General features: G+C 44.6%; 11 protein-coding genes. 9 read left to right on the top strand and 2 right to left on the bottom strand.

The window, feature by feature from the left end; genetic code table 11:
- Positions 1–541 precede the first annotated feature (541 nt).
- Positions 542–1,438, top strand: a complete 897-nt coding sequence (gene rocF, locus RB160_RS22880; protein ID WP_316572766.1) for an arginase — start codon at positions 542–544, stop codon at positions 1,436–1,438.
- A gap of 82 nt (positions 1,439–1,520) precedes the next feature.
- Here rocF and RB160_RS22875 read toward each other — a convergent pair whose 3' ends face one another.
- Positions 1,521–1,685, bottom strand: a complete 165-nt coding sequence (locus RB160_RS22875; protein ID WP_316572765.1) for a Spo0E family sporulation regulatory protein-aspartic acid phosphatase — start codon at positions 1,683–1,685, stop codon at positions 1,521–1,523.
- A 173-nt stretch (positions 1,686–1,858) separates the two neighbouring features.
- Here RB160_RS22875 and sigW point away from each other — a divergent pair, with 173 nt between their 5' ends.
- From sigW to glmS, 6 genes are all read left to right on the top strand, one after another.
- Positions 1,859–2,422 carry an RNA polymerase sigma factor SigW gene (gene sigW / locus RB160_RS22870; RefSeq protein WP_316572764.1) on the top strand — a complete coding sequence of 188 codons (564 nt, stop codon included), beginning with the start codon at positions 1,859–1,861 and terminating at the stop codon, positions 2,420–2,422.
- Between the two features lie 12 nt (positions 2,423–2,434).
- Entirely contained in the window at positions 2,435–3,067 is a 633-nt protein-coding gene (locus RB160_RS22865) for a zf-HC2 domain-containing protein (protein WP_316572763.1), read from the top strand.
- Positions 3,068–3,312: 245 nt separating this feature from the next.
- Complete coding sequence (gene cdaA / locus RB160_RS22860; RefSeq protein WP_316572762.1) at positions 3,313–4,140, top strand: diadenylate cyclase CdaA; 828 nt, start codon at positions 3,313–3,315, stop codon at positions 4,138–4,140.
- Positions 4,133–5,368 carry a CdaR family protein gene (locus RB160_RS22855; RefSeq protein ID WP_316572761.1) on the top strand — a complete coding sequence of 412 codons (1,236 nt, stop codon included), beginning with the start codon at positions 4,133–4,135 and terminating at the stop codon, positions 5,366–5,368. Before cdaA ends, RB160_RS22855 begins: the two co-directional genes overlap by 8 nt.
- 46 nt (positions 5,369–5,414) lie before the next feature.
- On the top strand, positions 5,415–6,764 hold the full coding sequence (gene glmM / locus RB160_RS22850) for a phosphoglucosamine mutase (protein WP_316572760.1): 1,350 nt from the start codon (positions 5,415–5,417) through the stop codon (positions 6,762–6,764).
- Between the two features lie 477 nt (positions 6,765–7,241).
- Positions 7,242–9,044 carry a glutamine--fructose-6-phosphate transaminase (isomerizing) gene (glmS, locus tag RB160_RS22845; protein ID WP_316572759.1) on the top strand — a complete coding sequence of 601 codons (1,803 nt, stop codon included), beginning with the start codon at positions 7,242–7,244 and terminating at the stop codon, positions 9,042–9,044.
- A gap of 302 nt (positions 9,045–9,346) precedes the next feature.
- On the opposite strand, the gene RB160_RS22840 is transcribed toward glmS, so the two are convergent.
- Positions 9,347–10,618, bottom strand: coding sequence for a RidA family protein (locus RB160_RS22840; RefSeq protein ID WP_316572758.1), 1,272 nt, complete (start codon positions 10,616–10,618; stop codon positions 9,347–9,349).
- Between the two features lie 530 nt (positions 10,619–11,148).
- Between RB160_RS22840 and RB160_RS22835 the strand changes: the two genes are divergently transcribed.
- On the top strand, positions 11,149–11,799 hold the full coding sequence (locus RB160_RS22835; RefSeq protein WP_316572757.1) for a hypothetical protein: 651 nt from the start codon (positions 11,149–11,151) through the stop codon (positions 11,797–11,799).
- Positions 11,800–11,939: 140 nt separating this feature from the next.
- On the top strand, positions 11,940–12,779 hold the full coding sequence (locus tag RB160_RS22830) for an alpha/beta fold hydrolase (RefSeq protein WP_316572756.1): 840 nt from the start codon (positions 11,940–11,942) through the stop codon (positions 12,777–12,779).
- Positions 12,780–12,806 lie beyond the last annotated feature (27 nt).

Raw genomic sequence — 12,806 nt, 5'->3', positions numbered from 1 at the left:
TTGCACGCAGGAGGTCAGCGGTTCGATCCCGCTAGGCTCCACCATCACATTTTCTACATAAAGACCTTTTTGCCTTGAATCCAAATTGGATTTAAGGCTTTTTTGTCGTTTTGAAAGCATTAAACACTGCGACTTATGTTTTAGTTTGTTCGGCAGGTTAGGATTCATGAGGAAGTTCGGATGAATAAAACCAAGTAAACTACATGTCCGAGAAGGTTAACACACCAATCCAGTTGAGCGACAAAGATTTGGGCAAAGGCGAAAAGGTGTCGCACAAATCCGTTTGAGCGACAAAGATTTGGGCAAAAGGCGAAAAGGTGTCGCACTAACAGGGAACAGAAACAATCAAAACCCGGAACTGGTGTTACTTAATTAACAAGCCCAGACTAAATCTAGGGAGCAACGATTCAGCCCCTTTTTTAAAACTAAAAAGCGATTCTCCCCCTTATAGACTAACACTGTATATATATTCAAAGGTTTGCCGAGTTGAGTCATTCTGAGGGAAGCGGTTACAATTAGGTATACAAAGGGGGAGTTCACAATGAAAAAGTTGTCCATTATCGGAATGCCAATGGACCTTGGACAGTTGCGAAGAGGAGTGGATATGGGTCCAAGCGCCATACGCTATGCTGAAGTTGTCGAACGGCTGAAAAAATTGTTTGATGAGATAGAGGATTTGGGGGACATACCTGTCGGCAGGCCTGAAGTTGTTATCGACAGGGAGTCCAAATTAAGGAATCTTGAACTAATAACAGAAAAAAATGCTAAGCTTGCCGAGGAAGTGGATAAGGTTGTCCAAAAGGGGTCGTTTCCCCTTGTACTTGGGGGCGACCACAGCATTGCGATTGGCACGTTGGCTGGCATATCCAAACATTATAAGAACCTAGGGGTTATTTGGTATGACGCCCATGGTGATTTAAATACGGCTGAAACGTCCCCATCAGGAAACATTCACGGCATGCCTCTTGCTGTCAGCATCGGAATTGGACATAAAATGCTGACGGAACTAGGCGGCTACTGCCCAAAAGTTAGGCCGGAGAATATTGTCATTATTGGCGCGAGGGCGCTTGATGACGGAGAAAAGGACCTGATTAAGGAAAAAGGCATTAAAGTTTATACAATGCATGAAATTGACCGTATGGGTATGGCGCGTGTAATGGAAGAGACAATTGCATATCTTAAAACCAGGACAGACGGTGTCCATTTATCCCTTGATTTGGACGGGTTAGATCCTCAGGACGCTCCAGGGGTAGGAACGCCTGTATTCGGCGGTATCACCTACCGGGAAAGCCACCTGGCGATGGAGATGCTAGCCGAAGCAAACTTGATTACTTCAGCAGAATTTGTTGAGGTGAATCCTATTCTTGATGAACGGAACAAAACCGCAAAAGTTGCTGTGGAACTGATGGGATCGCTATTTGGCGAAAAACTTTTATAAGGAAAATATAGTGAGAAACAAGAAACCAGCGTCCGCTCTAAGGAGAGGCAGCTGGTTTTTTAATGGGAATACCTAACTTGATTTATTTTTGGCTGACTAAGAGATGGTATGTGTTTAGCAAAGAGTCCAGTTTGGTGCTGGCCTCGATCACGTTTCGGTCTGTAAGGGATGCTTTGGAAGCAAGCTGGACCATTTCCCTACGGGATGTTTCAATTTCTCTGGCCAGTTGGGATAGATGATAATGCATGGGTACCAATTCCTTTCTCAAAGTTACTATTTTTATCTCCGTTCTTTCATAATTTCAAACCTCAGAGAGAGATATATGGTAAGATTTTGTTAAAATTGTTTTTAAATACATGAAACCTTTTTGCAAGCGGTTCGTACTATCGGATAGCCGCAAGTGGAGGCGGAGGTAAAACATTGGATGCTCTTGTTAAAAAAAGAATAAAACAAATAAAAAAAGGCGATCAGGATGCATTTGCTGAGATAGTCGAGCTGTACAAGGATAAGCTGTACCAGCTTGGATACCGGATGCTCGGAAATAGGCATGAAGCTGAAGAAATCGCCCAGGAAGCCTTTATAAGGGCGTATGTGAATATCAATAGCTACAACCAGGAATATAAATTCTCGACCTGGCTGTACAGAATAGCGACCAATCTCTGCATCGACAGAATCCGTAAGAAAAAACCGGATTATTATTTGGATGCCGAGGTGGCCGGGACGGAGGGCTTGACCCTATATTCCCGTATACCGTCCGACTCCCCCCTTCCCGATAAGGAGGTCGAGATGATGGAGCTTCAAGAGGCCATCCAGGGGGAAATCGTAAGGCTGCCCGAAAAATACAGGTCAGTCATTGTCCTGAAATATATTGAAGAGTTGTCGCTAAATGAAATAAGCGAAATACTCGATTTGCCCCTTGGAACGGTAAAAACCAGGATTCATCGAGGGCGGGAAGCATTAAGGAAGCAATTACGACATGTATAAGAGGTGAATGATGTGAACTGTCCCGAGGAAATTATTGTATACATGCATGAATATCTTGATGAAGATTTAGACCCTGAGCACGAACAGATATTAAAGGATCATTTAGCCACGTGCACGGCTTGCCAGAATATCTTTCATGAAATGAAGAAAACCATCGCCCTTATCCGCAGCACTGCGAATGTTCATGCACCGGACGATTTTACGCAATCGGTTATGGCTAAACTGCCTAAGGAAAAGAAAAAGGTAGGAATGCAGCGTTGGATGAAGCGGCATCCGATTGTTACGGCGGCGGCAGTCTTTATTTTCCTGATGGCCGGAAGCCTATTCTCGGCGTGGGATAGCGACCGTGAGTTCTCGACCACCAACGCAGGCCAGGTTGTGATTGAAGACCACACGGTAATTGTTCCAGCGGGAAAGGTAGTCAAAGGGGATTTGGTTGTAAAAAACGGTAACATTAAAATTGAAGGGGAAGTCCAGGGAAATGTAACTGTAATTAATGGGGAGCAGTACATGGCCTCGGCAGGAAATGTGACCGGGAAAATAGAAGAGGTAGACCGCGCCTTTGACTGGATATGGTATCAAATTAAAAGAACGGCAACCGAACTTGTAAGCCTTGATGGCAAAAAAGAGCCTGACGAAAAATAAGCCACATGGGTGGCTTATTTTCGTTGGCTGCCTTTGAAGAAAATGCTTTGCATTCGGTCCACACTCCTCCGTCCAGAATCATTTTATGGTATAATGAGAAAGTTACATATGAAATCATATTGGTTTATTTTTGTTAATTGAAGCTGGCGCTGCGAAATCCGGATACAATAGCAATCCGGCAACCGATTTATATAAAAGAGCCCGCTTTTCGGCTCTTTCCCTATTACACGACCGGAGGAAAACCAATGTCTTTTGGAGATTTTTCACTTTTTAAATCTTTGGCCAGCATAGTCGACATTGCCATCGTCTGGTACGTCGTCTATAAACTGATTATTTTAATAAAAGGGACAAAGGCGGTCCAACTTTTAAAGGGAATCTTTGTCATTTTAATTGTAAAGGTACTTAGCGACTTTTTGGATCTAAGAACCTTGAGCTGGATTGTGGACAATATTATAACCTGGGGTTTCCTCGCCATCATTATTATTTTTCAGCCAGAATTGAGAAGGGCGCTTGAACAGCTCGGCCGTGGCCGGTTCTTTTCCCGAACAAGCGGGCAGGAAGAGGAAGAGCTTGAGAAAACGGCGTTGGCCATTTTTAAAGCCACCGACTATATGGCGAAACGAAGGATTGGGGCCCTTATTTCAATAGAGCGTGAAACGGGGATGACCGACTATATTGAAACCGGCATCCGGCTTGACGGGAAGATTTCATCGGAACTCCTAATCAATATTTTCATTCCGAATACGCCACTGCATGACGGGGCTGTTATTTTACAAAAGAACAATATAGCCGCAGCGGCATGCTACCTGCCTTTATCGGAAAGCCCGTTCATTTCGAAGGAACTTGGGACAAGGCACAGGGCCGCGCTTGGAATCAGCGAGGTGACCGATAGCATTACCATCGTCGTATCCGAGGAAACGGGAAGCGTTTCGCTTACCAAGAATGGGGAATTGTACCGGGATTTAAGCATGGAAACCTTCAAGGAAATGATTAATAATGAATTTGTAGGAAAAGACAGGGGCAAAACATCATCTTCAACCCTTTGGAATTGGAGGATGAAGAAAAATGGATAGAATGCTGGATAACAGCTGGTTTGTAAAAATCGTCGCCCTATTGCTCGCGTTCTTGCTTTATTCCTCTGTACCGGCAACCGAGGGGAAAAAGCTGAACGAAATTTACGTGCCCGGGGATGAAACGACCGAGACGATAAAAGATGTTCCCGTTAATGCGTACTACGATACGAAAAATCTTATTGTTACAGGAATACCCGAAACGGTAGACATGAAAATTACCGGGCCGAAAAGCCATGTTCAGAATGCAAAAACATTGAGGAACTTTGAAGTGTTTGTTGACCTGGAAGGTGCCCAGATCGGCAACAGGTCCGTGAAATTGAAGATTCGCGACCTTTCGGATAAACTGGATGCGGTGATTTCACCATCAACAGTCAATATTTCAGTCCAAGAGAGGACAACCAGGGAATTCAGTGTCGACCCCGAGTACAATACTTCGATGGTAAAAGACGGATTCGCTGCCTCATCGCCAAAGGTTTCTCCGGATAAAGTAAAGATTACAGGTGCGAGAGATATCATTGAGAGCATTACGTATGTGAAGGCGACGGTCGATTTAAAGAGGCCGATTGAACAAACAACAACAAGGGATGCTAAAATACAAGTATTCGACAGAGAGCTGAACAAACTGAGCGTTATTGTTGAACCCGATTCAGTGGAAGTGACCATTCCGATAAAAAGCTTGACGAAACAAGTGCCAATCAATATTATCCAAAAAGGTTCATTGCCTGATGGTCTGGTCCTTGAATCAATTGAAGCAGATGTGAAGGATGCTGTTATCACAGCCGATGAGGCCGTCCTCGCCGCCACAAAAGCTGTTAGGGCAGAAGTTGATTTAAGCAAAATAAAAGAAAGTGGAACGGTTACTGTTCCAGTCATCATTTCGGAGGGAATCAAAAAGGTTTCTCCAGAACTGGTGAAAATAACTGTGAAGGTGCGTAAGGGAGAGGAAGAAAAACAGATTTCTTCCATCCCAGTCAATATAAGGGGGCTTTCCCCTGATCAAAAGGTTGTCTTCAAAGACCCGGAAGGCGGCAGCACAAGCTTGCTTGTCTATGGGCCGTCCGAGAAAATTGATTCAATCGGGCCGTCCGATTTCCGGCTGTTTGTTGAATTGTCGGGTTTGGAAGAAGGAGATCACGATGTTGACATAGAGGTCGACGGGCCTCAAGATGTTTCCTGGAGAATGGCCAAAACAACAGCTACCGTTACGATAACAAAAACAGATGCATAGCAACCATTTAATTTGATGTGGATTTAGCAGAAGGAGCGATTGTAGAATGGGAAAATATTTCGGGACCGATGGAGTACGGGGTGTCGCAAACAGCGAGCTGACACCGGAGCTTGCTTTTAAATTAGGAAGGTTCGGGGGATTTGTCCTCACGAAAGATAAAGAGAGGCCAAAAGTGATTATCGGGCGTGATACCCGAGTATCGGGCCACATGCTTGAGGGCGCGCTTGTCGCAGGCCTTCTGTCAATCGGTGCGGAAGTAATGAGGCTTGGCGTTATTTCCACGCCTGGGGTAGCTTATCTTACAAAGGCATTGGGGGCGCAAGCGGGAGTAATGATTTCCGCATCGCACAATCCTGTTGAAGATAACGGAATCAAATTTTTCGGTCCGGATGGATTCAAGCTATCCGATGAACAGGAAAATGAAATTGAACAGCTGATGGATTTGCCTGAGGACAACCTGCCCCGACCAATAGGAGCCAATCTTGGCCTTGTGAATGATTATTTTGAAGGCGGGCAGAAGTACCTTCAATACCTTAAACAAACGGTTGATGAAGATTTTTCAGGTATCCATATTGCGCTTGACTGCGCGCATGGAGCGACGTCTTCACTGGCGACCCATCTGTTTGCAGATCTTGAGGCCGACCTTTCAACAATGGGCGCTTCACCAAACGGCCTGAATATTAATGCGGGAGTGGGCTCCACCCATCCAGAGGCCCTGGCTGCTTTTGTAAAAGAAAAAGGAGCGGATATCGGGCTTGCATTTGACGGGGACGGCGACCGTGTCATTGCAATTGATGAAAACGGCGCAATCGTGGACGGCGACCAAATCATGTACATTTGCGGCAAGTATTTAAAGGAACATAACAGGCTTAAACATTCGACTGTCGTATCAACTGTTATGAGCAACCTTGGATTTTATAAAGGGCTGGAGCGGAACGGTATCCAAAGTGTCCAGACGGCTGTCGGCGACCGATATGTGGTAGAGGAAATGAAGAAAAATGGTTACAATCTTGGCGGGGAACAATCCGGGCATATCATTTTCCTCGACTACAATACAACCGGTGATGGGCTTTTGAGCGGCTTGCAGCTAGTGAATATCATGAAGGCGACAAAGAAGCCGCTATCCGAGCTAGCAAGTGAAATTCAAAAATTCCCGCAAATCCTGGTCAACATCCGGGTAACGGACAAATACCATGTAACCGATAATGAGAAAGTAAAGGAAATCATTACTCAGGTTGAAACAGAAATGGCCGGAAATGGGCGAATCCTTGTCCGTCCATCTGGAACAGAGCCGCTCGTACGCGTCATGGCAGAGGCACCGACCGAGGAGCTGTGCAAAGACTATGTTAACCGGATTGCCACAGTGGTAGAAGCGGAAATGGGTTTAAAGGAATAGTGCTTATCCTATGCATAAGGGAACAGACGCGTTCCCTTATGCATATTTTATTAGCATCGAGGGAGGTTTTAGTTCCATCCGCCTAGGTAAAAAACCGGGAAACACTTCATATTGACGGATATACGTTCTTCAGGTAATATGTAAACTGCTTGTTTGCTAAAAAGCTAATTTATTCAAGAATGGAAAGGTGGGCAGAGGTTTGCCAAATTACAAAGCGCCAGAACTAACCTGAACGGAAAAGGGGTTAGTTGACGAGGTGGAGGTTTATCGAAGGTTTCGGCGGATGCCTCCCGGCCGCAGCGCACGGCCGAATCTTGCTCCTTAAAGCATTGAGGCGACTCGGTGGACAAAGGGAAGCAAGCTGCGCATAAATAAAAGGTGTTCCGCAAAGGCATCCTAATAGAAGATTACGGAGATAAGGGGGCAAGCTTTGCCCTCGGTACGGTCTTGCCCTCTTTGCAACAGGAGGACATGAATATGTGTGGAATTGTTGGATATATAGGAACTAAAGATTCAAAGGAAATTTTGCTGAAAGGCCTAGAAAAGCTTGAATACCGTGGTTATGATTCAGCTGGGATCGCTATTATGAACAGTGATGGCGTACAGGTATTCAAGGAAAAAGGCCGAATTGCTGACCTAAGGGAGATTGTCGACACACGTGTCGAAGCGAGTGCCGGAATAGGCCATACCCGCTGGGCAACCCATGGTGCGCCTAGTAAACGGAATGCGCATCCGCATCAAAGCAGCTCAGGCAGGTTTACCCTCGTCCATAACGGGGTGATCGAGAACTACTCGGAACTTCAGCGCGAATATTTGCAGGATGTCGAACTTCAGAGCGATACAGATACGGAAGTCATCGTCCAGATGATCAGCCTTTTTGCTAAAGAGGGCCTGAGCACGCTTGAGGCCTTCCGTAAGGCGCTAAACCTTCTAAAGGGGTCATATGCGCTTGCTTTGCTGGATGAAGAAGATAATGAAACCATTTATGTCGCTAAAAATAAGAGCCCGCTGCTCGTGGGCCTAGGTGATACGTTCAATGTTGTCGCGAGTGACGCCATGGCGATGCTGCAGGTGACAGACCAATTTGTAGAGCTTATGGATAAGGAAATTGTCATTGTTAAAAAGGAAGAAGTGACAATCCAGAACCTGAAAGGCGAAACAATCAGCCGGGCGCCATACAAGGCAGAACTTGATGCCAGTGATATTGAAAAAGGCACATATCCCCATTATATGCTGAAGGAAATTGACGAGCAGCCACTTGTCATGCGGAAAATCATCCAAAAGTACCAGGATGTAAACGGTGGACTATCCATTGCCAGCGAGATTGTTGACGCGATCAAGGCTTCCGACAGGATGTATATTATTGCTGCGGGGACTTCTTACCATGCTGGGCTAGTCGGGAAGCAGTTGATTGAAAAGCTCGCAGGGATTCCTGTCGAGGTGCATATTTCGAGCGAGTTCGGTTACAACATGCCGCTACTCTCTGAAAAGCCGCTTTTTGTGTTCATTTCACAGAGCGGTGAGACAGCCGATAGCCGTGCAGTCCTTGTAAAGGTCAAGGAAATGGGTTATCCAGCCCTGACACTTACAAATGTACCGGGCTCAACTCTTTCCCGTGAAGCAGACTATACGCTGCTCCTCCACGCTGGACCTGAAATTGCCGTCGCATCCACAAAGGCATACACCGCCCAGCTGGCTGTCCTGGCGATTCTAGCCGATGTTTCAGCGAAGAGCCGCGGCCGAGAAATTGGCTTCGACCTTGTACAGGAACTTGGCATTGTCGCGAACGCCATGGAAGCACTGTGCGACTCAAAGGAAATCATCGAACATATCGCCCGGGAATTCCTGACCGTCACAAGAAACGCCTTCTTTATTGGAAGGGCTGTAGACTATTATGTCTGCCTTGAAGCCGCGTTAAAGTTGAAGGAAATTTCCTACATTCAGGCAGAAGGCTTTGCCGGCGGCGAGTTGAAGCACGGCACCATCGCCCTGATTGAGGAAGGAACCCCGGTTATTGCCCTAGCGACCCAGGAAAACGTCAATCTGAGCATCCGCGGCAATGTTAAAGAAGTGGCAGCCCGCGGAGCCAACACTTGCATCATCTCCATGAAAGGGCTGGAAACAGACGAAGATACCTTTGTCCTGCCAGTCGTTCATGAGCAATTAACACCACTTATCTCTGTTGTACCTTTGCAGCTTTTAGCTTACTACGCAGCTCTCCACCGCGACTGCGACGTCGATAAGCCGAGAAATCTGGCCAAATCTGTGACGGTGGAGTAGTTTGGACTCACAACGGTAGTAAGTGTTACGGGAAAAAAGACTTTCCAAATCGCATACCTTTGGGTAAATGAATTAAAAAAATCTAATATTTTTTAAACCTCTACTCCTATTAGAAGTAACTAAAAAAGCATCAAGATTTCTGCCATATTTGGCTAAAATCTTGATGCCTTTTTCATCTGCGCTGTTAAAAAACAGAAGCTGTCTCAATTTTCATTTGAGCCAGCCCCTTATTATGAATAGGATAAGCGATTTCGCATTAACAAGTAACTTTGATCGTTCCTGTAATTACAAACTAATGCCTGTTATGCTTTTGGAGGTGTTCCTTCAGCATTTGATACAACTACATCGATTTGGATTAAAGCATCTTCAGGTAAGGCCGATACGCCAACTGTTCTTCGTGCAGGAACTCCGCCTGGGAAGAATGTTTTGTAAACTTCGTCTACAGCATCCATATCTTCAATATTTTTAACGAAGATATTTACTTTAACCACATCGTCCATAACGTGATCGATACTTTCTACAATAGCCTTAACATTTTTCAAGCACTGTTCAGCTTGCTCTTTTACACCACCAGCTACCAATTGGCCAGTTTTTGCATCCAAAGGTAATTGACCTGAAAGATGATTGTAATGAGAGAACGCTACAGTTTGCGTAGACAGAGGACTCTTTGGTGCATTTTCAGTGTTGTTTGCCCAAATAACGATTCCATGTCTGTCTTCAACAGCTTGTGGAGGCGTACCATCTCCGTGTGACACCACTGCTTCCATTTGTACCAAAGCATCCATAGGTAAAGCTGAAGCTGCAACTACTGTCCGTGCAGGGACATAGGCTACGGCCCTGGCGATAGCGGAATCTGGGAAAAACGTTTTATAAACTTCGTTTACCGCTTCAATATCCGAAAGGTCTTTAAGGAAGATTGTAATTTTAACAATATCGTCAAAAGGAACGTCGATGCTTTCTAATATTGCCTTAATATTTTTCAAGCTCTGTGCAGCCTGCTCTTTGACGCCTCCAGTAACCAATCTGCCTGTTTTTGGATCCATAGGCAATTGAGCTGAAAGATAATTGTAATGAGAGAAAGCCACGGTTTGGGTAGATAGAGGATTTGTAGGTGCATTGGCCGTGTTATTTGTAAGCTTGATAAGGTCGCCTGCTTGTGGTGCGTTTGGAATTGTACCTTCACCGTGTGAAAGAAGTGCTTCAATTTGCACCAATGCATCCATAGGCAAAGCTTCAACTGCAACAGTTGTCCGTGCAGGAACATAAGTTGGGAAGAATGTTTTATAAACTTCGTCTACAGCGTCAACATCTTTGATATCTTTAACGAATACCGTGATTCTAACAATATCGCTCATAACATGATCGATGCTGTCTACAATTGCCTTGATATTTTTAAAGCACTGTTCAGCTTGCTCTTTTACCCCACCAGCTACCAATTGACCAGTTTTGGGTTCGATAGGTAATTGAGCTGAAAGATTATTGTAATGGGAGAAAGCTACAGATTGTGAATATAGACCGTTACCGTTTGGAGCATTTTCTGTATTTTTTGCTGATACTGCGTTATAGCCGCTCATGATGTATTCCCCTTTTAGATAAATATTTATTAACTCAAGTATGCACCAAAAAAACCGGTCTAAACCATGGATCAGTGATTGCCAAGATGAAAATCAGATTCGCCATGAGAATCGTGTTCGTACAAAAGCTTTGGCTCTTCAAGCATATGAAAAAGCAATTCTCACTAGACATAGACTTCTTTTTTGAGCGCAAGTGTCAATTATAGCAGGCTTTATTCGGGTTGACTACACGTTTGCTTGTGAGTTGTTTTTTGAGTTGATTTTTTCTGGACATCAACAGTTAAGGGCAGCGTGGGTCAGGCAGACTATTGGTTCGTAATTAAAGATAGTGAAGAAGTTGATTCAGTTATAGAGCAATTTGTGCATACTTCCAGAGTCTATAATTGTTTAGGTTTATAGAGACTATTAGAGCATCTTGGGGAGATTAGTTTTTTCTCATTTTTACCATTAATGGATAAGTAAGAAGGAATCCTTGGAATTGAAATAGAACTGTCAACATAAGAAGATAAAAATGTTGCAGGGGGTATCAAATGGAGAATCAGTTGCTTTTATTGGAGAAAAAGCTAGAAGAGGCACTTGTTTTATACGAGCAGCAGGAAAAATATGAATTGGCATTGGAGTATTATCGCGAAGTTGAATTAGAGGTTGCGAATTTCATCGAGCGTAATTTAGCTGAAGCGGTACCTGCATACAAATTATTGGCCCAATGCTATCTTCGCCAGGCAGGAATGCTCCGCCAGCTGGGGCGGCGTGAAGAAGCAAGTGTAATCAATAAAAAGGAAATTGAGAGCGCGAAGCTTTCGGGAGATTCGATTGCGTATGCCCAAAGCCTTTTTTCAACAGGAATTAACCTATTGTCCAGCCGGCAAATTGAAGACGGCCTGTCCTTACTAAATCAAGCGAAGGTGGCCTTTGAAAAAGGGGAGTCAGCTGATCATAAGCAAGGGATAGGCTGGTATTGGATTATTCTCTCTGATTTAGGAAACAAGGGCATGGTGCCTGCGGGGAAGGAGGAAATTATTGAGTATGCTACTAAGGCAATTGCCATCCTTACAGAAATCGGGAACCTTCCGGGAATCGCCAGGGCATACGAGGCCCGAGCAATTGCGTATAAGAATAAAGGTGACGATAACCAGGCTGATGAGGATCAGAAGAGATCCAAGGCCACAATGGTTACATAGGAGCTTTGGGTTAAAAGAATGTTTTTCTAATATCCGTCTGTAATAGGCGGGTTTTTTGTTTTCAGCTAACCTTCTTCTTTTTAAAGGATAATCCTTCGATAACGAGAATAAGTAGAGATATAATCTGCTTGGAGGTAACTATGTGGAAAAGAGAACTTATAAGCACATATAGAGGGACGTTTGAGGTCTTTGTTTGCGGGAGCGGGGAGCCGCTATGCATTACGCATTTGTATAGTGAATTCAACGAACGGGGGAACTACTTCGCTGATATGTTCACCCAGTCATTTAAAGTCTATTTGGTGAATTTAAAGGAAGCCGGCTATTCAAGCAAAGTTTACATTGATAAAGAACTGAGCATGGAAGAAACGGCCCTTGATTTGGAAGCATTAAGAAGCGCCTTGAATATCGAGAAGTGGGGCTATGCCGGACACTCGACCGGAGGGATGCTTGGCTTGGTTTACGCTTCCTCGTTTCCCGATTCCTTAACAAAAGTCATGGTGGGCGGAGCTTCGGCGTCGAAAGGCTATATGGAACATAGTGGAAGCATCTATTGCGGGAACAATCCGCTTAACCCCCGCCTGAAAGAACTGCTTTCAATCCTTAAGTCCGCTGAGTCTTCTAGGGAGGAAAGGATGAAAGCGAGCAGGGAATGGACGGAAATGTCGCTTTATGACCCGGAGAAATTTGAAGAGTACTTTTCAAAACCGAGTAGCGGAAAAGTGGTTCAAAAGCGGCTGGACTATTATTCTTATACTGAGTTACCTGCTTATGATATCAGAGAGAGGATTAGGCAAATACGCATTCCGGCTATTGTCTTTTGCGGAGAGTATGATTCGCAGTGCCCTGTTGATTTTTCAAAGGAAATAGCCGAACTGATTCCAGATTCAAAACTTTATATTTTTCAAAAAAGCAACCACATTCCGTTCCTTGAAGAACATGAAGAGTTTCAAAAAATGGTTGAGGATTTTTCTAAACTATAGAAGGCAAAATCTTAATTCCCATAGGTT

The organism is Neobacillus sp. YIM B06451 (assembly GCF_032667185.1).
In the GTDB taxonomy this organism is placed as follows: domain Bacteria; phylum Bacillota; class Bacilli; order Bacillales; family Cytobacillaceae; genus Bacillus_D.
The sequence above is the reverse complement of the archived record's forward strand: the minus strand, read 5'-3'. Positions and strand labels throughout refer to the sequence as shown.

Excerpts from the sequence above, each read along its gene's own strand:
- rocF (WP_316572766.1), top strand. The coding sequence starts at position 542 with ATGAAAAAGTTGTCCATTATCGGAATGCCAATGGACCTTGGACAGTTG.
- RB160_RS22875 (WP_316572765.1), bottom strand. The coding sequence starts at position 1,685 with ATGCATTATCATCTATCCCAACTGGCCAGAGAAATTGAAACATCCCGT.
- cdaA (WP_316572762.1), top strand. The coding sequence starts at position 3,313 with ATGTCTTTTGGAGATTTTTCACTTTTTAAATCTTTGGCCAGCATAGTC.
- RB160_RS22855 (WP_316572761.1), top strand. The coding sequence starts at position 4,133 with ATGGATAGAATGCTGGATAACAGCTGGTTTGTAAAAATCGTCGCCCTA.
- glmM (WP_316572760.1), top strand. The coding sequence starts at position 5,415 with ATGGGAAAATATTTCGGGACCGATGGAGTACGGGGTGTCGCAAACAGC.
- glmS (WP_316572759.1), top strand. The coding sequence starts at position 7,242 with ATGTGTGGAATTGTTGGATATATAGGAACTAAAGATTCAAAGGAAATT.
- RB160_RS22840 (WP_316572758.1), bottom strand. The coding sequence starts at position 10,618 with ATGAGCGGCTATAACGCAGTATCAGCAAAAAATACAGAAAATGCTCCA.
- RB160_RS22835 (WP_316572757.1), top strand. The coding sequence starts at position 11,149 with ATGGAGAATCAGTTGCTTTTATTGGAGAAAAAGCTAGAAGAGGCACTT.
- RB160_RS22830 (WP_316572756.1), top strand. The coding sequence starts at position 11,940 with ATGTGGAAAAGAGAACTTATAAGCACATATAGAGGGACGTTTGAGGTC.